15 protein-coding genes are annotated in these 22,094 nt (G+C 62.3%); 12 read left to right on the top strand and 3 right to left on the bottom strand.

The features are described from left to right. The first annotated feature begins 14 nt into the window (after positions 1-14). The 7 genes from DK870_RS00500 (at position 15) to DK870_RS00470 (ending at position 13,475) form a co-directional block, all read left to right on the top strand. Complete coding sequence (locus tag DK870_RS00500) at positions 15-5,513, top strand: non-ribosomal peptide synthetase (protein WP_244384659.1); 5,499 nt, start codon at positions 15-17, stop codon at positions 5,511-5,513. Continuing rightward, positions 5,510-6,835, top strand: a complete 1,326-nt coding sequence (locus DK870_RS00495) for a phenylacetate--CoA ligase family protein (RefSeq protein ID WP_161547649.1) — start codon at positions 5,510-5,512, stop codon at positions 6,833-6,835. The genes DK870_RS00500 and DK870_RS00495 overlap by 4 nt, the downstream gene beginning before the upstream one ends. Further along, positions 6,832-8,235 (top strand): anthranilate synthase component I family protein, encoded by a 1,404-nt coding sequence (locus tag DK870_RS00490; RefSeq protein ID WP_161547648.1) that lies wholly within the window; start codon positions 6,832-6,834, stop codon positions 8,233-8,235. Before DK870_RS00495 ends, DK870_RS00490 begins: the two co-directional genes overlap by 4 nt. Further along, positions 8,232-8,816 (top strand): aminodeoxychorismate/anthranilate synthase component II, encoded by a 585-nt coding sequence (locus DK870_RS00485; RefSeq protein WP_104995198.1) that lies wholly within the window; start codon positions 8,232-8,234, stop codon positions 8,814-8,816. The genes DK870_RS00490 and DK870_RS00485 overlap by 4 nt, the downstream gene beginning before the upstream one ends. A 74-nt stretch (positions 8,817-8,890) precedes the next feature. Continuing rightward, a complete protein-coding gene (locus DK870_RS00480) occupies positions 8,891-10,315 on the top strand; it encodes an MFS transporter (RefSeq protein WP_104995197.1) in 1,425 nt (474 codons plus the stop codon). Between the two features lie 9 nt (positions 10,316-10,324). Next, complete coding sequence (locus DK870_RS00475; RefSeq protein WP_161547647.1) at positions 10,325-11,596, top strand: condensation domain-containing protein; 1,272 nt, start codon at positions 10,325-10,327, stop codon at positions 11,594-11,596. A gap of 271 nt (positions 11,597-11,867) precedes the next feature. Beyond that, a complete protein-coding gene (locus DK870_RS00470) occupies positions 11,868-13,475 on the top strand; it encodes an alkaline phosphatase family protein (RefSeq protein WP_161547646.1) in 1,608 nt (535 codons plus the stop codon). Positions 13,476-13,545: 70 nt separating this feature from the next. On the opposite strand, the gene DK870_RS00465 is transcribed toward DK870_RS00470, so the two are convergent. Continuing rightward, complete coding sequence (locus tag DK870_RS00465) at positions 13,546-14,451, bottom strand: TauD/TfdA family dioxygenase (RefSeq protein WP_161547644.1); 906 nt, start codon at positions 14,449-14,451, stop codon at positions 13,546-13,548. 152 nt (positions 14,452-14,603) lie between these two features. Between DK870_RS00465 and DK870_RS00460 the strand changes: the two genes are divergently transcribed. Next, positions 14,604-15,524, top strand: coding sequence for a LysR family transcriptional regulator (locus DK870_RS00460; protein ID WP_161547643.1), 921 nt, complete (start codon positions 14,604-14,606; stop codon positions 15,522-15,524). Positions 15,525-15,627: 103 nt separating this feature from the next. On the opposite strand, the gene DK870_RS00455 is transcribed toward DK870_RS00460, so the two are convergent. Next, a complete protein-coding gene (locus DK870_RS00455; protein ID WP_161547641.1) occupies positions 15,628-16,629 on the bottom strand; it encodes an ABC transporter substrate-binding protein in 1,002 nt (333 codons plus the stop codon). A 287-nt stretch (positions 16,630-16,916) separates the two neighbouring features. On the opposite strand from DK870_RS00455, the gene DK870_RS00450 reads away from it, so the two are divergent. Both DK870_RS00450 and DK870_RS00445 read left to right on the top strand, forming a co-directional pair. Next, entirely contained in the window at positions 16,917-18,527 is a 1,611-nt protein-coding gene (locus DK870_RS00450; protein ID WP_161547640.1) for an ABC transporter permease, read from the top strand. After that, entirely contained in the window at positions 18,524-19,339 is an 816-nt protein-coding gene (locus tag DK870_RS00445) for an ABC transporter ATP-binding protein (RefSeq protein ID WP_104995192.1), read from the top strand. Before DK870_RS00450 ends, DK870_RS00445 begins: the two co-directional genes overlap by 4 nt. On the opposite strand, the gene DK870_RS00440 is transcribed toward DK870_RS00445, so the two are convergent. Continuing rightward, a complete protein-coding gene (locus DK870_RS00440; RefSeq protein ID WP_104995191.1) occupies positions 19,326-20,396 on the bottom strand; it encodes a fatty acid desaturase in 1,071 nt (356 codons plus the stop codon). The two genes, DK870_RS00445 and DK870_RS00440, sit on opposite strands and share 14 nt — an antisense overlap. Before the next feature lie 101 nt (positions 20,397-20,497). On the opposite strand from DK870_RS00440, the gene DK870_RS00435 reads away from it, so the two are divergent. Further along, positions 20,498-21,502, top strand: coding sequence for an AraC family transcriptional regulator (locus DK870_RS00435; protein ID WP_104995190.1), 1,005 nt, complete (start codon positions 20,498-20,500; stop codon positions 21,500-21,502). Between the two features lie 112 nt (positions 21,503-21,614). Continuing rightward, complete coding sequence (locus tag DK870_RS00430; protein ID WP_161547638.1) at positions 21,615-22,088, top strand: heme-binding protein; 474 nt, start codon at positions 21,615-21,617, stop codon at positions 22,086-22,088. Positions 22,089-22,094 lie beyond the last annotated feature (6 nt).

Genomic DNA, 22,094 nt, shown 5'->3' with positions numbered 1-22,094 from the left:
AGATGAGGGACGACATGACATCAGTACCCCAAGCGCCACAATCGCTGTCAGGGAGTGAGCGCAGCCTGTGGGACGCCTTTGCGCAACCACAGGCCGGGCAATCAGCGGACAACACCCGAGAACAGCAAGAGATCGTCTTGCCCGCTGGCCTGACGGCCACCATGGATGACCTGGTCACGGTCGCTGCGGTTCTGGGCTCCCTGCTCAGTCCGGAAGGCCGGCTGACGTTGGCAATACATGATGAAGCCAAGCCGTCACTGCTCAGCGTCGATTGCATGACATTGAACCTTGCAGAAGACGCTCGCGACTACATCTCACAATTGCGCAACAGTGCCGAAGCGTCCCATGGCGAGCCGCAATTGCGAGCCGATATCGAGATCAGCGATGGCAAGCACCTGCCAGCGGCGCAAACACCGGTCTGGCTGTTGGTGCACGAGGGTCGCTGCCAACTGTCGGTACGCAGCGATTACATGACCCCAGCGGTAAGCCTGGAATTACTGGAGTTGGTGGCCTTCGCCTGCGCCCGTGTGCTTGATTCCAAGGCCCTGCCGGCGCCCGCGCTCCAACCGGGCTGCCCGGCCCCGGCCGAGGCTGTCGAGCGCCAGTTTCTCGTGGAACGCATTTACCGGCATGTGCAGAGCAAACCCTCGGCTGCGGCAATCGTCGACGACAACAGCGATCGCACCCTGACTTACGCCGAACTCTGGAACGCCTCCGAGGCATTGGTCCAGCACATACGCGAACGCGTCACCTCCCGCCGTTCGAGCCCGCGCCTGGCATTATTCCTGGAACGCGGCTGGCAGCATCTGGTCGCGATCGTCGCCGTGCAACGCATGGGCGGTACCTGCGTACTGATCGACCCGGCGCATCCCGATGAACGCATCCGTGCCTTCATCGAAGAGTGCAGCCCGCATGCGGTGTTGACCGCTGGCAGCACCACCGAACGCGCGTGCGATCTGCTGACCTTTCCGCTGCTGGATATCGATAAGATGCAGGTCCGTCCTACCCTCGTCGATTGGGAGCACGGCAAGTGGGTCGACAGCACCAATGAAGCCTGTTTTATCGCCGGGACTTCCGGCAGTACCGGACGGCCCAAAGCCGTTTGCCTGTCCTATCGAGGGATGGCCGCAACCCTCGACGCTGTCATCGAGCAGGCCGGACTTGGCGAGCATAGCCGCGGCTCATGGCTGTCGTCGCCCGGCTACGGGATGGTCGAAGTCGACCCCCTGCCGGTTCTGTGTGCCGGCGGCACGGTATGCATCCCAGCGCCCCAGGTGCTGCAGGACGTCAACCTGCTGGCACGCTGGCTACTTGAAGGCGACATGAACCACACACTGGCCATGACTTCCATTGCCGAAGCATTGTGGGCAACGAACACCCGCACCGGTCTGCGCACCATGCTGATCGCCGGTGAACGCTGCAAGCAATGGCCGCCGAGCGACCTCGGCTACCGGGTGATCAATGTCTACGGCTCCGCAGAAGCCGCCGTAGTCTCCATCGAAGACCTGAGCGCCCCGCGCCGCACCTTGCTACCCTCGGTAGGCCGCGCGATTCCTGGCGCCCGGATGTACGTGGTCGACCGCAATGGCCAACAACTGCCGGCCCGTTGTGTCGGTGAGTTGATCATCACCGGCGAAACGCTGTCGGTGGGCTATGTCAATCCCGAGGACACCAGGAAAGCCTTTCGTGGCAACACTCTGGACGCCACGTCGGCCTTGCAATACAGCACCGGCGACCGGGCGCGCATGGCGGCCGATGGCACTGTGGAAATCTTTGGCCGTACCGACTCGGTGGTCAAGATCCGCGGCCACCGGGTCGACCTGACTGAACTGGAGATCACCGCGCTGCAAGTTCCGGGCGTGGTGAAGGCCGCGGCCAATTGCTTGAGCAATGACCTCGGCGCGACGCTGGCATTGTTCCTGGAGCTGGCTCCCGATGCCAACGAAGTGGTCGCCCGGGTTCGCCAGCACTTGGCCGCGCGCTTGCATCCGGCAGCCCAACCCAGCCAGATCGTGACCGGCGCCCTGCCCCTCGGGCGCAATGGCAAGGTGGACTACAGCGCGTTGCAGGTCAGCCCGATCGAGCGCGATGCGGACCAGACCGTTTTTGTCCCGCAGAGCCCGGCAGACCACGCGGTACGTGACTGCTGGCTGGCCTGGACGCTCTGTGACGAAGCCATGCTGGAGGCGAGCTTTTTCGACGCCGGTGGCGACTCCCTGCGCGCCTTGCGCATGGTCGGCGAACTGGCCTGCAAGCATGGCATTCATGTGCAAATGGGGGCATTCCTGGAGGAGCCGGTCCTGGCGAATCTGGTGCGCCTGGCCAATGCCTCGCACAACACTCAGTTGCCGACGTTCGAGCACTTACCGGCAGAGCAGCAACAGCTGCCGTTCGAGCTGAACGAAAGCCAGCAGGCGCTGTGGATCGGTCGTGGTTCGTTCTACGACTACGGCGGCGTCGGCTGCCAGGGGTATTTCGAGTGGGAAGTGCAAGCCCTCGATAGCGAGCGTTTCACCCGTGCCGTGGGGTTGCTGGTGCAGCGACATCCAATGCTGCGCATGACCATCGATGCCAGCGGCCGCCAGAGCATCGGCGACGTCGACGGCACGCAAGCGGTGAAATACGTCGATCTCAGTGCTCTGGACGGCGCGCAGATCGAGCGCGAGATCGATGCGGTTCGCGACCGCATGGCCAACGAAGAAATCGGCACCACGCAATGGCCGCTGTTCCAGTTCCGCATCAGCCGCATCAGTGCCAGCGCCAGCCGAGTGCATCTGTGCATCGACATGTTGATCGCCGACGCCTGGTCGATTTTCCAGGTGATCATTCCCGACCTGATTGATCTGTATCTGGAAGATGATCCACAACTTCCGGCGCTGCAGACCAGCTTCCATGACTACGTCGCCTACCGGCAAAAAGTGCTCAAGAGCGCCCAGTACCAGGCCGACCGCGAATACTGGCTGGAGAAGATCAATCACTTGCCGGCAGCCCCGCGACTGCCTCAACTGGAGCCTGGAGAGTTCAGCGGCACGTCGCACTTCGAGCGACACGAAGGCACCCTCGCCGTGGATGCCTGGGAGCGACTGCAGGCCCGGGCGCAGGCGCGCAACATATCGCCGTCCGGCGTGGTCGCGCTGGCCTTGTGCGAAGTGTTGCGCTGCTGGAGCGAAGAAGACCGTTTCACCCTGAACTTCCCGGTCTCCGACCGGATGCCCGTCACTACCGATATCGACCAGGTTGTCGGTGACTTCACCAACACCTTGCTGGTGCCCTATGAAACCGCGGCCGCCGACACCCTCGAGGTTCGTGGCCAGCAACTGCAGGGCGCCATCTGGCAGGCGCTGGATCATCGCCTGTTCAACGGTGTAGAGGTGCTGCGCGAGCTGGCCCGGGTCCGACGCAGTGGCGGCGCACCACTGATGCCGATCGTACTCACCAGCCTGCTCGGGCACCCAGGACGCCATGATGTGGCGCTGCTTGGGCCAGAGGTTTACGGCGTCTCGCAGACACCGCAAGTCACCCTCGATGTGCAACTGCGCGAATCCAAAGGCACGTTGTACTTCAAATGGGATTACCTCACCGGGGTCATTCGCCCCGAAGTCGTGGAGTCGATGTTCGGCGCATTCAGCACATTGCTGCAGCAACTGGCCGACGACAGTGAGATCTGGCAACGCACCTGGCTTGACCTGCGCCCCGCCGCGCAGATTGACATACGTCGCACCGTAAACGCGACTCAGGCCCCCGTGCCGCAGGTTCACTTGCGTGACCTGCTATTGGCACGGATTGCCGAGCGCGCCGGGGAAACCGCAGTGATCGATACCCGGAGGAGCTACAGCTGGGGTGAAATCGGCCGGGCCGCGGCAAGGATCAGTAAGATGATCCAACACACACGTAACCCTGATGAACGTTTTGTCGGCATCGTCCTGCCCAAGGGTAGCGGCCACTACGCGGCTGTCTATGGCTGCCTGCTGGCCGGGGTCGGTTATGTGCCGGTGGATATCGATCTGCCGTCCGAGCGTATTCGTTCTGTGCTGTCGCAGGCCGGAGTGCACACGGTTATCGCCGATATTGATACTCCGTTGCCGGAGCAGGTCAAGCGGCTGGTACTGACCGATGAGGACCTGCATTACTGGACTGCCGAGAACACGGAGCTGACTCTCCCACCTTTGGCTGCGGACTACTCGCCGTATGTGATCTTCACCTCCGGCTCTACCGGTAACCCCAAGGGTGTCGAGATCCCGGAGGCCGCAGTCGTCAACCACGTTTATGACGTCGTCGAGCGCTTTGGCCTGAATGCCTCCACTCGCCATCTGGCCACTGCAGCCCTGCATTTCGACATGTCGGTCTTCGATATCTTCGGCCCCCTGCTGCACGGCGGCTCGGTGGTGGTGCCGGCTCAGGCGGCGGGCCCGGACCCCGATGCTTGGCTACGACTCCAGCGGCGTAACGGCGTGACCTTCTGGGCCTGTGTTCCGGCGATCATGGACCTGCTGTGCAGTGTTGCCGAAACTGCACGGAGTTTCTGCGCGGTGGATTCGCTGGCCAACATCGTAATGGCAGGCGACTGGATTCCACTGCCACTGTTGCCACGCGCCAGGGCGCTGTATCCGAACGCGCGATTGTATTCCTGCGGAGGTCCCACCGAGACCACCAACTGGTCGGTGTTGCACGAGATCGACGAACAAGAAGGCCAGCGAGTGCGTTCGGTGATCTACGGCGCGCCCATGCGTAACTCTGCCTACCACATCGTGGCCGACGACTGGACCGATTGCCCGGATTGGGTGCCCGGGGAAATGCTGGTAGAGAGCGATGTTTCCCTGGCCCGTGGCTACATCGGCCAGCCGGAACTGACCAGCAAGGCCTTTGTCCAGCACCCGCGCAGCGGACGGCGCATGTACCGCACCGGCGACCTTGGGCGTTACCTGCCTAACGGCGAAATCGAGATCCTCGGACGTATTGACAACCAGATCAAGCTCAATGGTCTGCGCATCGAGCTTGGAGAAATCGAGAGCGTCGCAGAGTCCTGCGCCGGCGTCTCGCGGGCCTGTGCGATAGCACTGCCGGGGCCTGACGGGCATCCCAAACAAATTGCCCTGGTGTATGTCGGCGAGCCCGGACTGGCGCCTGCAATCACGTTGACCTTGAGCCAACGGCTGCCCGCGTACATGGTGCCGAAAACTGTCCAGTCGTTGCCCCGCTTGCCCCTGTCGAAGAACGGCAAGGTGGATGTGCTGGCCCTGAGAGAAACCATGAGAAATGACATGAAAGAACCCAATGGCAAGGCTTCGCAATCCACCCTGCGCATCGTGATTGGTGTGATCAGCCAGCATCTCGGACAGCCAGTACTGCCCGACGACAACTTCTTCGACATGGGCGGCGACTCGCTGTCGGCAATGAAGATCAAGGTCGAACTTGGCTCCAAGTTGTCACAGCCCATTGAGCTGGAGGACCTCATGCTCACCGAGACCATCGGTGAGTTCGCCAAGTGCCTGAGCTCGGAGACCGAGTCATGATCAGAGACAACCTGCACCAGCAATGGCTGGATGATGTGGACGCTTACCTGGATGGACGCACGACGCCGCAGGCGCTGCAGGCCAACGGGCAGCAACGGGCCGGGGAAGTCTTGCGCTATGTCGCGCAACGCTCGGCGTTCTATGCCGATCACCTGCGCTCGCAAGCAGGCAGTCCAAGCGCCTTGCCGGCGCTGGACGGCGTACCGTTCACCACCAAGGACGACCTGCGCGCCGTGGGCCGCTCAGTCTGCAGCCTACCGTTCGATCAGATCGCGGTGTACTACGAGACCACTGGGACCACCGGGCTGCCAACCCCCTGCCCGCGCGCGGCGATCGATGTCGAAACCAGCGGCGCCTATGTGCAGAAAGCTGTTGCCGACCTGTATCAGTCGACCTTCGGCACCACTGATGCCCTCACCGCGATCATGGGGCCATCGGAGCTCTACGCGTTCGGTGATACCTATGGCGAGGTCTGCCGCAATCTGGGCATTCCTTACGTACGGCTATGGCCGGAAAGCCCTCGGGTCGGCCTGGTCAAAGCCGCCCAGTTGATCAACGACCTCGGTGTCCGCTCGCTGATCTGTTCACCCGCCGTCGCGCTGGCCCTGGCCCGCCTCTATGTGAGTCAGGGGATTGATCCGCGCGCCACAGCAGTCGGGCAGATCATGGTGTTGGGCGAACTGTGCACGCCGCAGATGCTGAGCAATATTACCCGGGTCTGGGATGCGCATTGCACCCACGGCCTGTATGGCTCTCAGGAAGCCCACGCAGTGGCCACCGGTTGCCCGAACGGCAACCTGCACTTTTCCGAGACCAACTATCTGGCGGAGATTCTTCCGGTGCCCGGGATGGACGGCGATATCGGCGAGCTGTGCCTGACGATGCTCGTACCCGGCGCCAAACCGCTGATCCGCTACCGCACCGGAGACCTGGCGCGCCTGCATTCTGCCGAAGAATGCGGGTGCGGCAATCGTTCGCGTTGCCTGCGGGTCTTTGGCCGGGTGAGTGATGTGATGACCCTGGCCGGTCGCCAGGTACTCCCGGCTCTGATCGAGTCGGCGGTGCTGACGGCGGCCGAGTGGGTCTCCGGCTACGAGGTCAGGATCTGTTCCGCCAGCGACGGCAGCGACCAGGTCGAGGTGTCGATGGTGGCAGGGATCGGTGAGCGTTCGCTGGCCGAGGTACAGGAGCAGATGGCCGGCCATTTCGGCACCTCGGTCCAATTGCAACTGGCGCAGAGCCTGGACCCGAGGACCGAGACCGGTGCCTACATTTCCTGGAAGCATGCACGTATCCGCGATCAACGGGAGCCCGTCCTGTGAGCTCATTACAACCCATCCCGCTGTGGAGCGTGGAGCACCACGAAATCAGCGATGCCGCGCCGCTTGCCCAGGTGCGGCGAGGCCTGCTGGGGCTGTATCCGTGCCCGGCATTGTTCGAGACCGGTGCGGGTTTTCTGCCGGTCGACGGCAACCAGACCACCTTCATGATCGACCTGTTGTTGGAGTTGAAACTGATCAACGACACCTGGCACATCTCGACCGGTGCCCCGTTCCAGTGGGCCCAGGCCGCGTGCGAGCAGCTGCTGAACAATTCGCAAGCGAGCCTGTGCGAACGCCTGCGACGCGTCACCCAGACCCTGGCCCTGCCGGAGGGCTTTCCGCTGGTGCTGGCGCTGGGCTACAGCGCCGCGCGGTTTGTCGAAAACCTGCCGGAGATTGCCATCGAGCCAGATGTCCCTGAGGTAGTGGTGCGGGTCTATCGGCATGTCGTCCGCTACGAAGCTCCCGAAGGTCCGGCGCGGATCGACGTACTCAATACCCGCGACAACGCGGCAGCGCAACTGGATGCCCTGTTCGCCGTGCTGCGCAATCCTCCGGTGACGGCACCTGTTGCAAGATTCGGCACTGAAGTCGCGGTGATCGAAGACGTCACTGATCGCGAGGACTTCTGTGCCGCCGTTTTACGGGCCAAGGAGTACATCCGAGCCGGTGACATCTATCAGGTGCAGTTGTGCCGGCGTGCCGTGTGCAGCGCGACGATTGCTCCGGTCGATCTTTACGAGCGTCTGGCAACGGTCAATCCGGCGCCCTACATGTACTACCTCGACCTTGCCGACCTGCATGTCGTGTCATCCAGTCCTGAACTGATGATCCGCCTGCAGGACGGCGTGGCCCAGGTCCGGCCCATCGCCGGCACCATGAGCCGGGAGGATCAGCGCGGCAGTCCGCTGGACAAGATTCCCAAGGAAGCAGCCGAGCACCTGATGCTCGTCGATCTGGCGCGCAACGACCTGGCTCGGTGCGCGGTTCCCGGGGGCGTCCAGGTGAGCTCGTTCATGCAGCAGGACACTTACGGGTCCTTGCTGCACCTTGTGTCCACTGTGGAAACCAAAGTACGCGAGCAATGCGACGTATGGGATCTGATCGTGGCCAATTTCCCGGCGGGAACCATGACCGGCGCACCCAAGGTCCGCGCAATGGAAATAATCGCCGAGCTGGAAGGCACCGCACGCGGGCTGTACACCGGTTGTGTCGGCTATATCACCGGAGCCAACAGCGCGGTGCTGGCACTGACGATCCGCACGATTGTCGGCAACGCCGGACGCTATGTGTTGCAGTCGGCGGCGGGAGTCGTCGCTGACTCCGAGGCCGAGGATGAATGGAATGAAGCGGGAGCGAAGATCAAGTCGTTTTCCCGAGCGATGGGAGCCTGCGCATGAAAGTGATGTTGATCGACGCCTTCGACAGCTTTGTGTATGTCATCGAGCAGTATTACTCGGCCGTGGGTGCAGAAACCCGGGTCGTTCGCGTCAACGATGATCCGATCGCCCAATACCGACAGTGGCAACCGCAGTTGTTGGTTCTGGGTCCGGGGCCGGGCACTCCCGAAGATCATGGCTACCCGCAGATCATTCGCGCGATGGATGAGCAGCAGGCCATTTTCGGTGTCTGCCTGGGGCATCAGGCACTGGGCGAACATTTCGGCTGGAAGCTCAGCCGTGCACCGACCACCCAGCATGGCAAATACGCCCAGGTGCATCATGACGGTCGTGGCGTGTTCCAGGATGTACCGTCGGCCGTCACTGTGGTGCGTTACCACTCGCTGGCCATCACCGAGCCGCAAGCATCAAGCCCATTGGTGGCCACAGCGTACTCGGACGATGGCGTCAACATGGCGGCACGGCACCGTACCCGGCCGATCGAAAGCGTGCAGTTTCACCCCGAGAGCGTCGGCACCGCCCACGGGATCAAAATGATCCGTAACTCATTGGCATTGGCCAACGTCCACGCCATGGGCTGATCGCTCAAGAAGAAAGCCCTGGGTGCCGACCGGATGCTGGTCGACACCTCTTTAAATCTAAGGATTGGATAAACATGATGCACACACCAACCAACACAACGCTGCACGAAAAACGATGGCAGGCACTGGCTGTCATCTCGATCATCCAGTTGATTCTGCTGCTGGATGCCACCGTGGTGAACGTCGCCCTGCCACGGATCAAACACGACCTGGGACTCACGGACGGATCCCTGACCTGGATTGTCAATGCCTACCTCATTACCGCAGGTTCGCTGTTGCTGCTGGGCGGACGGATCGGCGATGCCTTCGGGGTGCGCCGCACCTTTCAGGTCGGCGTAGTGATTTTTGGCGGATTTTCCTTACTGGCAACCTTCGCCCAAGATGCCACCGTGCTGATCATCAGCCGTGCCGGTCAGGGGCTCGGTGAGGCTCTGGCGTCAGCCACCGGACTGGCAATGGTGTCACTGCTGTTTCCTTCCGGCCCCGAACGCGGCAAGGCGTTTGGCATCTGGGCAGCGCTGGGCGGCCTGGGCTCGATCATCGGCGTATTGCTCTCCGGTGTATTGACGCACTATCTGTCGTGGCGCTGGGTCTTCGGGATCAACGTACCGATTGTCATGCTCCTGATCGTAGCTGCCGCCGTCATGATTCCCAAGTTCAGCCACCGCAGCTCCACCTCTCTGGATCTGGGCAACGCGCTGATCCTGGTCGTGGCCGTGGCCGCGACCGTCATGGCCGTCATGGGTTCTGGCATTGAGCATCTTTCTGGCCAGCGCATGGCGCTTCTGCTGCTTGGCATGTCGGGGATCGCGGTCGTACTGCTTCGTTGCAAGCGTTCGGAAAACGGCATTATTCCGGCACGCCTGATGACGCGCTCTCCGCGCATGGCTGGTTACGCCATCGTCGCTATTCTCGCTGCGACCTCCGGCGCTCTGTTTTATCTGGGCGTGCTGTTGCTGCAAGACTATCTCGGCCTGACGCCGATGCAGACGGGCCTGGCGTGGCTGCCCTTCTGCCTGGGTTTCTTCCCTGGGATCTTCCTTTCGCAGTTCGTCATGCAGCGCTGGAATTCGCAGGCCGCCGCCGTGGTCGGCCTGGCAGTTTCGGCTCTGGGGTTCGCCTTGTTTGCCTTCGGCGTACCCCTGCACAGCTACTGGCTGGGAATGCTTCCGGCGATGCTGGTGACCTCCATCGGCTTCGGCTGTGTCGCCCCGGTCGCCCAGTCGTTGGCCACCAGCGACCTTAGCGAGGCCGACGCCGGTGCAGGGTCGGGCATCACCACCACCCTTCAACAACTGTTCCAGGTGTTCGGAGTCACCCTGCTGGCAGCCTTGGCACTGGCGGTCTCCGACAACAGTGGCGTGCCGACCATCGACGCGAACGGTTTCGTGGCCGCCTTCGCCGTGTCGGCGCTGGTCATGTTCGGAGGTGCCTTGCTGATCTGGGCCGGACGCAATGCCCTGGCGCTCGAGCCAACCCCGTCGAGCCCCCAGCCTTAGGAAACCGTCATGCATCAGAACTACCTGATCCCGCCCTTCAAGGGCCCCCTCACGACGCTGTCCAGCGTCGCGGGACTGCGGGAAAAATGGACCGGGGCGATGCTTGACCAGACAGGGCGCGCCTATTGCGGCGCCCTGCGTCTGGACTTCAGCGCAGAGTGTGACCAGCCACAAGTATTCGATGCCGTGGCCCATACCCTGGCGCGACATCCAATCCTCGCGGCACGGTTCGAGCTGGAACAGGAACACCTGATCGGCCGCGCCCCCACTGAGCAGGCATTGCGTCAGGCGTTACGTGAGCAATTGGGCCAGGTGCAGGCCACGCTCAGCGATCAGGACTTTCTCGCCTATCGCGCCCGGCACGCCGGCGAACCCGGGCTGCGCATCGCCTCGGCGGTCGACGCGGCTGGCCTGCATGTCTGGATCGGCTTCTGGATCTATACCTGCGATGGTGCGTCGATTGATCTGTTGATCGACGACATCACCCGGTGTTACCGGGGCCTGCCCCCGGTTTCCTGCACGGAATGGAACGACTATTGCCAGGCGCTGCACCTGCCGGAACAGCCCGTGAGCACAGCGCAGCAGCTGGAGATCTACCCGGGAACAGGCCCCTACGGACTTGATGCAGTACGCAGCAAAAACACAATCGGCAAGGGGCGCATGCAGAGTCTGAAGTTCACGGCCCCCGTTGCCCGCAGCCTGGTATCGGACTATGCCAAAACCTTGCGCGTGACGCCGTTTGCGCTGCTGCTGGCCATCTATCAACGGGCAATCAGTGCCGTCAGTGGAGTCTCGACTGTGGTGACGGGAGTGCCCTTCGCCAATCGCCCGGATGCTACGGCTCAGACTGTGGTGGGGCCGTTGTCCAATACCGTCCCGGTCAGTACCCGGCATGAACCCGACGAACCGCTGGCAACAGTGGTCAAGCGGGTGCAGCGGGCGGTGATCAATGCCGCGACGCGGCAGCACATCGAACCGGCAGCGTTGTATCCCGAAGGTATGTCTACACGTACCGCCGGCTTTGAACTGCCGTTTCCCCAATTGTTCAACGCCTGGAACTCACGCAGCGAAGGCAGACGCATCGATCTGGGTGACAACCAGTGGATGAGCCTGCAGCTATTGCCGAACGATACCTGCCGGGTCGCTTTCGAGATCACTCTGGATGAGCATAACGAGCTTATTTCAGGGCGGATCGACATGGACGCCGATAGCTATGGCGAACACGCAGAACAGGTCATCGAGCAGATGATCCGCGACCTGCAAAGCATCCCCAACGCTTGATCGGTAACCGTGTAAAGCAATCGGGGCGGTGTCACACCGCCCTGATTCAATTGCCGATGTAACTTGCTTGCTCAGAAATCCACAGTTGCCGACAGCAAATAAGTCCGAGCTGTTGACAGCATCAATCCCGATTCGCTGTCATCCGAAGCGTCGGCGGCCCCCCAGTAACCACGATGCGTGCGCTGCATAAAAACCATTCGCCAAATGCACTTGCCGATCACCCAGCCGAACGGCGAAAACGTAAGCCTTTCCTCCGTTTGGTGCCCTTGCCATGCCTCAGCCAAAACCCCTGCGCAACGTGCTGTACATCATGTGCGACCAACTACGTCGCGATTACCTGTCGTGCTACGGCCATGCCCACCTGCACACGCCGAATATCGACCGTCTGGCCGCAGCCGGCGTGCGTTTCAGCCGGGCCTATACCCAGGGCACCATCTGTGGGCCGTCGCGGATGTCGGCGTACACCGGGCGCTATGTCAGCAGTCATCAAGTGGCGTGGAACGCCGTGCCGCTGCCCCTGGAAGAACTGACCATCGGCGATTACCTGCGCCCCCACGGCATCCGCACCGCGCTGGTCGGCAAGACCCACGCCACGCCAAACCTGGAAGCCTTGCAGCGCCTGCATATCGACCCCGACAGCGCACAGGCCGAGCCGCTGAATGAGGTCGGCTTCGACGCCTACTTCCGGCACGACGGCATCTACCCCGACAGCCCGTTGTTCGAAGACAAGCGCGAGTCAGCGCCTTACACCCACTACCTGCGCGAAAAAGGCTACGACGGCACCAACCCTTGGCATGAATGGGCTAATGCCGCCGCCGGTGAAAACGGTGAGGTGCTCAGCGGCTGGAAGATGCGCAACGCCGGGCTACCTGCGCGCGTCGCCGAAGCACATTCGGAAACGGTCTACACCACCGACCGCGCCATCGACTTCATTCGCGAGCAAGCCGAGCAGCCGTGGTGCCTGCACCTGTCCTACATCAAGCCGCACTGGCCCTATATCGCCCCGGCACCCTATCACGCGTTGTACGGCGCCGAGCATATCCAGGCGCCGATCCAGCCGGAGCACACCAGCGATCACCCGGTATACCAGGCGTTCCGTCAGCACCAGGAGAGCGTGAATTTTTCCCGTGACGAAGTGCGGCTCACGGTCATTCCAACCTACATGGGCCTGATCAAACAGATCGACGATCAACTCGGCCGGCTGTTCGATTATTTGCAAAGCAATGGCCGCTGGGACGACACCTTGATCCTCTTCACCAGTGACCATGGCGATTTTCTGGGCGATCACTTCCTCGGGGAAAAAGAGTTCCTGCTGGAGCCGGCGGTGGGCGTGCCCTTGATCGTGCGCGACCCACGCGCAAGCGCCGATATCACCCGTGGTTCAGTGGACGAACGCCTGGTGGAGACCATCGACGCGCTACCGACTTTCCTCGACGCCCTGGGCTTGCCTGCGGCCGACCATCGCCTCGAAGGCCGCTCGCTGATCCCGCTGTTGCACGGCGCCCCCGTGAGCTGGCGCAACTACGCCATCGCCGAATACGACTACGCGTTCCAGGCCCCCGCCCGCGAACGCCTGGCGCAGCCTATCGACCGCTGCCGCATGACCATGGTGCGCAGCGAACGCTGGAAATACCTGGCGTATGACGGCTTTCGCGCACAACTGTTCGACCTGGAAAACGACCCGCAGGAAGTGCACGACCTGGGTGCCGACCCCGCCTATGCGGCGGTGCGCGAAACGCACCGGGGTTATCTGTTCGAGTGGCTGCGCGGCTTGAAGCGGCGCACCACCATCAGCCACACGGAGATCGACGTGCGTGGCCGGCAGTTCAGATACGGTGAGCCGGAGGCGGAAAAAGTGGTTCAAATCGGGGTTTGGTAGGCCTTCGGGAGCAGCTACAAGTAAGAGCCAGGTGGCTTTTACTTGTAGCTTGTCGCTGAAAACTTGCCGCTCAAAGTCCCTTTGTCGTCTGACTGCGCTGCCCCTGCACACTCACCGGCACGTCGCCCTTGAGCGTCACCCGACGCACGATGCGCTCCTGGGTACCGTAGTCATCCACCGCGTAATGCTGGGTGGCGCGGTTGTCCCAGATCGCCACGTCGCCGGTGTTCCAACGCCAGCGCACGGTGTTCTCCAGGCGGGTGACATGGCTTTGCAGCAGGTTGAACAGCTGTGTCGAGTCGGCCTGGGAATACCCCTTCAGGCGTTTGACGAAGTGCCCCAACAGCAGGGTTTTCTCACCACTGACCGGATGCACACGTACCACCGGGTGTTCGGTTTCGTACACCGTGGAGGTGAACACCTTGCGGTATTCCTCAAGCTTTTCCACCGACACATCCGGCTTGCGCCCGGCGTAGTCGTATTCGTTGCTGTGCACCGCCCACAGGTTGTCGGCCAGGGCCCGCAGTTCGACGCTGAGGTCGTTGTAGGCGCTGGCCGTATTGGCCCAGACCGTATCGCCACCCGCCTTGGGGGCCAGCACCGAACGCAGGATCGAGGCTTTGGGGTAGGCGTCAACAAAGGTCACATCGGTGTGCCAGGAGTTGGCGCGCTGGCCGCGCGTGCCGTCCAGCTCCAACAGAAAGCGCGTGCCGTCACGGACCGGCACCGTCGGGTGCGCGATCGGTTCGCCGAGCAAGTGGGCGAAGGCTTCCTGGCTCTGGTCATCCAGGTGGGTCTGCTCGCGGAAGAAGATCACCTTGTACTGCACCAGGGCCTGCTGGATGGCCTCGACCGTCGCGGCGTCCAGCTCCCCAGACAGTTTGATGCCACGGATCTCGGCCCCTATACGCCCGGCGACCGGGTGGATGTCCAGTGCCTGGGAAACGGGTTGAACAGCGAATGCGGCGTTGCTCATGGTGACGACCCTCTTGTGCGCTCTATTGATATGCAATTTAGATCTAGCAAATCAACAGATGCTTCGTTGACGGAATAAGAGCTTGCATTTAAAACCTCAGCTCCCAGGGTCGCAAATGCCTTCGACCTATTTTTCAGATGCCGGGAAAGCATATGGATCTTCGCCAACTTCGGTACTTCATCGCCCTCAACGAACACCGCAGTTTCGTGCGCGCAGCAGACGCCATGGGTATCACCCAACCGGCGTTCAGCCGCAGCATCCAGGGGCTGGAACAAGAGTTCGGCTGTGTGCTGGTAGACCGTGGCCACAAAGACTTGCGCCCCACACCGGAAGGCCAGGTGGTGCTGCAACATGCCCTGAGCCTGGTGCATGGCGCCGCCTTGTTGAGCAGTGAAGTGACGCGCATGACCAAGCTTGACGCCGGCGACCTGCGCTTCGGTTGCGGCCCGGCCCCGGCCGTGAAACTGGTACCCGATGCGGTGGCGCGCTTTATCACCGACCACCCGAAAATCCGCACGCATTTCCAGGTGGATAACTGGGAAAAACTCAGCCGCGCCCTGAGCCGTGAAGAGATCGAATTCTTCATTGCCGACATTCGTCAGTTCGAAGCCGACCCGAACTTCCAGACCCGCGCACTGACGCCCAAGCGCGGCGTATTTTTCTGCCGTCCGGGCCACCCGCTGCTGGCCAAGGACAGCCTGTCGACCAACGACATGTTCGACTACCCGCTCGCCTCCCCACTGATCTCCCAAGGCATCCGCAAGCTGCTGGCGAACCTCAGTGGGCGCATGGACTTTTCACCGAGTATCCAGACCGAGCATTTCCCGGCGCTGGTGAAGATCGTGCTGCAGTCCAATGCCATAGGGGTGGGCACCGAGGAAGCGTTTGCCGAAGACATCGCCCGGGGCACCCTGGTGCTGCTGCACTGGCGCAATCTGCCGCAGAACATGGAAACCATGAGTGCGCGATGCGGCGTGGTCAGCCGCACCGGCTCGCGGTTATCACCGGCGGCGAAGGCAATGATCGAGACATTGGTGGAAGTGGACAGTCAGGCCGTTCGTTTAGCGATTTGAGGGCCTCATCGGGAGCAAGCCCCCTCCCACAGTTGATCTGTGAATACCTTCAACTGTGGGAGGGGGCTTGCTCCCGATGGCGATAGCCCAGACCCCCAAAACCTCAAAGCCCCGCCGCCGCCAGATTCGGCACCACCCAATCACTCACCTGGAATGGCTTGCGAATCAGCCGCTCCTTCGACGCCAAGTCCACCGCATTCTGTAATTTGCCAAGGAACACCGGGTCCAGGGTCGAAGGGAAAATCTCGCTGAGTTTCTGGTCCTTCAAATCGTTGGTCAGGATCACGGCGGGGTAACTGGCGCGTTCCGACATCAGCTCGATGTAAGCCTGCTTGTGGTTGTCATCGGTCAACCACTGCACGGCCTGCTGCTGGGCCTTGAGCAACTTCGCCACGACCTGCGGGTGCTCGTCGACAAATTTGCCGCTGCCCACCAGCACCGCCTGGACACTGCCCGCGCCGCCCAGGTCCTTGGTGGTCAAGGGGATCTCAGCCAGGCCCTTGGCCTGCAGCGCGCTCAGGCCCGAGCTGCCCCAGGTGGCGTCGATCTGCTTGGCCGCCAGCGCCGCCACGGCGGCATTGAAGTCCAGGTTGATGACCTTCAGGTCTTTCTCGCTCAAGCCTTGGCTGGCCAAGGCAGCGTCGAACGACAACTGGCTGGCCGTGCCCCGGAACACTGCAACGCGCTTGCCCTTGAGATCCTGCAGGGTCTTGATGCCCGAACCCGGCACCACGCCGAGGTAGTGCTTCACACCTCGCGCCGAGGCACTGAGCAGGCGGGTATCCAGGCCATTGGAACGTCCGATGATCGCTGCAAGGTCGCCCAGGTAAGCCAGGTCCACCTGGCCATTGGCAAACGCTTCATTGATCACGGGGCCGGCGCCCTTGAAGTAATTCCACTGGATCGTGATGCCTTGGTCGGCAAAAGCCTTTTCAAAAATCTGCTGGCTGTGCAGTACGTCGGTAATGCCACCGCCACTGTGCTGGCTGCCGGCACTCAGGTCAGGCACGGCGATGCGGATTTCCTTGAGGTCGGCGGCGTGCACCAGGCCGGCCAACGCGGTGCCCGCGAACAGCGTGATCAGTCGTTTGAAAGGCAGTTTCATAAGCTCAGCTCCTGGTGGGCGTAGGTCGCCTGGGGAGCAGAAAGTAGGCATAGGCCGATCAAAACTTTAAATACTATAAATTCACAATTTAATAGCTTTTAGAACTATGCAAGCTAAACCGCCGGCTCCAGAGGGCTATGCATCAACAGCATCGAAAATATTCTTCGAATGCATTGGATGCGTGTCGGGCGGAAGCTTTAAATGATTTTCTTATCCCCCAATCATCTTGATTGAGTTTTTGTAAGATCAAAATCACATAAAGCCCTCGGCGACAACGGAGGTCCTCCATGGCCCGGATTTCACTCTTGAGCCTACCGCTCGCGGCCCCCTCCACCGATGCGGCCAAAGGTGCGGCGCGGCGCTGGCCGAACCTTGGCGAACGCCTGTTGCCTTGGCTGCTGCCCCTGACGTTATTCGCACTGTGGTGGTTGGCCAGCCGCAATCACTGGATGAGCGAGCAGATCCTGCCGCCGCCTGCGCTGGTGTGGAGCAGCGCAGTGGAACTGGCTGGAGGCGAGCTGTGGAGCCACCTGGCGATCAGTTTGCAACGCCTGTTCTGGGGGTTGCTGGCCGGTATCGGCACCGGGGCTTTACTGGGCGCGTTGCTGGGGTTCAGTGCCCGCGCCGAGCGCCTGGTATTCCCCACCTTCAGTGCGCTGTCACAAGTGCCGACCCTGGCCTGGATTCCGTTGTTCATGGTGTTTTTCGGCATCGGCGAAACCCTGAAACTGGTGGTGCTGGTAAAGGCGATCGTGGTGCCCGTCACCCTGCACACCCTGGTCGGCGTACGCGACGCCCAGCCCACGTTGCGCGAAGCGGCCCGCGTGCTGCGCCTGCCCGCTCACCTGCTGATCCGCCGACTGATCCTGCCCGCCGCGCTGCCGGCGTTCATGGCTGGGGTGCGCCTGGCGCTGGCAGCCGGCTGGACATCGTTGCTGGCGGTGGAACTGCTGGCCTCCAGCGAAGGCATCGGCTACCTGATGGTCTGGGCGCGCCAGTTGTTCATGCTCGATATCGTCTTCGTATGCATCGTGGTCATCGGCGTGCTGGGTGTGGTGATGGATCGTGGCGTCGGCTGGCTGGATCGCCTCTGGGTGCACTGGCCCCACCCGGCCACCGCGCAGATCCGGCGCGGGCCACGCTATACCGGCTGGCAGCGCCTGCAACCGTGGCTGTTGCCGCTCCTGTTATTGGCGTTGTGGCAAGTCGCGACGCAACAGGCGTGGGTAGACCCGAACATTCTGGTCAGCCCGTGGACCGTGCTGCACAGCGCGATCGCCGGCGTGCTGGATGGCAGCTTGAGCAGTGCGTTGGGCAAAAGCCTGGGGCGCACGCTCGCCGGCCTGCTGCTGGGCGGCGGCCAGGGTTTTGCCGTGGGCCTGTGGCTGGGCTTGTCGCGACGTAGTGAGCGAGTGCTCGGCCCATCGTTGGCCGCGTTGCGCCAGATCGCGATTTTCGCCTGGGTGCCGCTGTTGACCGCCTGGTTCGGCCTGGGTGAAGCGGCCAAGTCGGTGTTTATCGCGCTGGCGGCATTTTTCCCGCTGTTTATTGCCACCCAACGCAGCGTCTTGAACCTGTCACCGCAGCTGCGCGAAGCCACGCAGGTGCTGCGCCTGAACCTGTTCCAACGCCTGCGCCACCTGGTACTGCCGGGGGCGGCGGCGGGCATTTTCGCCGGCCTGCGCCTGAGCCTGATTTACGCCTGGCTGGGCACCATCGGCGCGGAATACTTCATGCCTTCCAACGGCGGTATCGGCAGCCTGATGATCGGCGCCCAGCAGCTGTTGCGCATGGACCTGATCATGAGCGGCATGCTGTTGGTCGGCCTCACGGGCGCCACTCTCAACCTGATCGGCCAACGCATCGAAACCCGCGCCACCCGCTGGAGACACGTATGAACACAGCTATCGTCAGCTTCAACCATGTGGGCAAAACCTTTGATGTGGACGGCTTCCCGCTGGAAGCCATCCGCGAATTCAACCTGGACATCGCCGAAGGCGAGTTTGTGGCGATTGTGGGTTCCAGCGGCTGTGGCAAATCCACCCTGCTGCGCCTGCTGGTGGGGCTCGACACGCAGTTTCGCGGTGAGATCCAGGTCGACGGCAAAGCCGTGCGCGGCATCGGCGGGGAGCGCGGCATCGTGTTCCAGGAGCACCGCTTGTTCCCCTGGCTGACGGTGGCGCAAAACATCGGCCTGGGCCTGGTCAACGAAGCGCTGAGCGAAGCCGAACGCGACCGGCGCATCAGCGACTTTATCGCGCTGGTCGGCCTGACTGACTTTACCCGCGCCTATCCTCACCAATTGTCCGGCGGCATGGCGCAACGGGTCGCCATCGCCCGTGGCCTGGTGGCCAGCCCGCGCATCCTGTTGCTGGACGAACCGTTCGGCGCCCTGGATGCACTGACCCGCCAACAGATGCAGGACGAGTTATTGGCTATCCGCACCCGTGCCAGGATCACCACGGTGCTGGTGACCCACGATGTGGAAGAAGCGATTTTCCTCGCCGACCGCGTAGTGGTGATGGAGCCCCGGCCAGGGCGGATCAAGCAGGTGGTGGACATCGCCTTGCCGCATCCGCGCCAGCGCAGCAGCTTCGAGTTCCACCAGTTGCGCGAAGAGCTGTTGCACGAACTGACCAGTGATGGCCATTACCAGCCGCCCGTGCGCGAGCAGATCCGCGATCTGCCCCTGGCCTTTATTGCTTGCTGAAAGACAGCGCGGCGTCGGGGCGCTCCTGGCGCTCAAAGCGATTGGCACGGGCAAACGTGCCGAAGTCATTGAAGCGCACGCCCATCTCGGCCATGACCTTGTGGGCCACCTTGGCCGTCATCTGGCGAATGTAAAACGGCTCCTTCACCACAAAATGGTGGATGCCATGGGTGCTGCCGAAGTTGAAGCAGAACGCCTGCAACGGCCACAACCACCAGGGGTTCAACACCTGGGTCTGCTGGATCACATTGCCCAGCTCCACATCACCGTAGTAATGCATGTTGGAGCTGACGAAGTGCAGGCAGAAGGTGCGCAGCACGTTGGGGCCGATGATCACCACGGCGGCGATGTCGATCACCTGCATCATCTGCAAAGTACCGTCGGACCAGCCAATCGGCGTGCCCATCAGGCCGGCAATGCCGTTGGCGGCATGGAAGCCCAGAAACACATACCACGCCCCCCAATGCAGTAGCGCCAGCGGTGCGTAGACCAGCAGCGAACGTTTCAGAATCTTCAATTTGTGGTTCCAGGTCTTGGCGCGCAGCATGCGGATAAACGCCGACATCACGTTGTCGCCCACCATCAGCAATCGCGCAAACCCCCAGGGTTCACCATTGGTGATGGCGCGCTCTTCCATATCGCTTTCGGTACCGGAGACCTTGTGGTGATTGAGGTGCAGGTGCCGGCGTATCCAGGGGTTGATCGTGCTCGGCCGCGCCAGCCACACCAGGCCCATCATCAGGTTGTGGGGCAGGCGCTGCTTGCGAAAGTACATGCTGTGGATCAGGTCGTGCTCCAACTCATGGGTCAATGAGGCCAGAAAAGCATTGAGCAGCAGGCACACCCACCAGGCTATGTGCCCGTTGATGTAGAGCGCCGCCGAACCCAGCATGCCGACCAGCGCAAACGCCAGGATGCCCGCGCCCAGTGCATCCTGATGCAGCAACCAGGGGTGGCGCCGGCGCAGCCGCAGCCCTTCGGCCAGCACCACGTCACGGATGTGCGCCGAGCGTTGTTGTGCGTTCATCTGTTGGGGACTTGCAGAAGTACCGTCCATGCTTCCATCCTCTTGTCTATGGATAGGTGCATCCTGGCCCAAGCGGTGCGCCAGGGCATCAGCCCCACACGCCAACCTGTTGACCGCAAGCGCCAATCGCCATGACTGAACCCACCTCCCTCGCCAGCTGGACCCGCGCCTTGCGCAAACAGCTCGACGCCCTGGACCTCGACAGTGCCGCGTTGTGCGCGGAGGCCGGCCTCGACCCGCAGCAGATGGACGACCCGAATGCGCGCTATCCACTGTCGGCGACCACGCGCCTGTGGCAACTGGCGGTGCAGGCCAGCGGTGATCCGGCGATTGGCCTGCGGGTGTCGCGGTTCGTCAGCCCCACCACCTTTCATGCACTGGGCTATGCCTTGGTGGCCAGCGGCAGCTTGCGCGAGGTATTCGAGCGCATCGTGCGTTATCACCAGGTGGTCAGCGATGCCTTGACCCTGGAGTTGAGCGGCGATGGCGAGCGCTACCGCTTCCGTCTGTTGCAGCCGCCAGGCAGCCCGGCACCGGCGTTTGAAGCCATTGACGCGTTTGCGGCGATTTATGTGCGCACCTGCCGCAATCGCCTGGGCCGTGACTACGCTCCCTTGGCGGTGTACTTGCGGCGGCCCGAACCGGCCGACCCCAAGCCGTGGCACACGGTGTTTCGCGCGCCGCTGTTTTTCGGCGCCGCAGAAGACCGCCTGGAATTCGCCGCCCACGATTTCGATAGCCACTTGGACGATGCCAACCCCGAATTGGCCGAACACAACGAAACCGTGCTCAAACGCACCCTCGCCCAATTGCAACCGCTGACCTGGGAGCGCAAGGTGCGGGCCTCTATCGAGGCACAGTTGCCCGACGGTGAGCCGAGTGCCGAACGGATCGCCCAGGCACTGCACTTGAGCCTGCGCAGCTTGCAACGCCATCTGGCGGATGAAGGCTGCCGCTTCGATACCTTGCTCAACGACTGCCGGGAGAACCTGGCGTTGTTGCACCTGCGCGACCCGCACTGTTCACTGGCTGAAATCAGCCACCTGCTGGGGTTTGCCGATACCAGCAGTTTCAATCGGGCGTTCAAACGCTGGACGGGGATGACACCGGGGCAGTTTCGCGAGGGCTTGCGCTAGAGGATGCCGTGCCGGTTGCGGCCGGGTTTGATTACAAACCTGTCATTAAATTGTGCGGTTTCTGACCCTGTTCACCGCCTAGAGTGGCGACCTGTTTTCCGGAGTCGTCCTTATGCCTCGCCATGCCTTGTTCTTGAGCCTTGCCGTCTGCACCGGGGCGTTGGCCGCCCCGCCGTTGCCCCGCCATGCCGATCTTGATCTGCATACTGCACGTCAACTGGCCGACGCCGGCCTTGAGCACTGCAACGCCGCGCTGACCGTAGTGGACCGCGGCGGCAACCTGCTGCTGAGCCTGCGCGCCGACGGCGTCGGCCCGCATAATAGCCTCGCCAGCCAGCGCAAAGCGTACACGGCGCTCTCGACCAAAACCCCGACCCGGCTGTTCGCCGAACGGGCGCGCAACAACCCCGAGGCCGCCAACCTCAATAGCTTGCCCGAGCTGCTGTTGCTCGGTGGTGGCGTGCCGCTGTTTGCCGATGCACAACTGGTCGGTGCGCTGGGCGTTGCCGGGGCCGGTGGCGCGGCGCAGGACGAAACCTGCGCCGTGCAGGCCGCCCAACAACTGGGCTTGAGCATTTCCCTCTGATTTTTC

The organism is Pseudomonas sp. Q1 (assembly GCF_009935975.1).
Lineage (GTDB): Bacteria > Pseudomonadota > Gammaproteobacteria > Pseudomonadales > Pseudomonadaceae > Aquipseudomonas > Aquipseudomonas palleroniana.
Note: the sequence above shows the minus strand (reverse complement) of the source record. Positions and strands in the feature narration are given on the sequence as shown.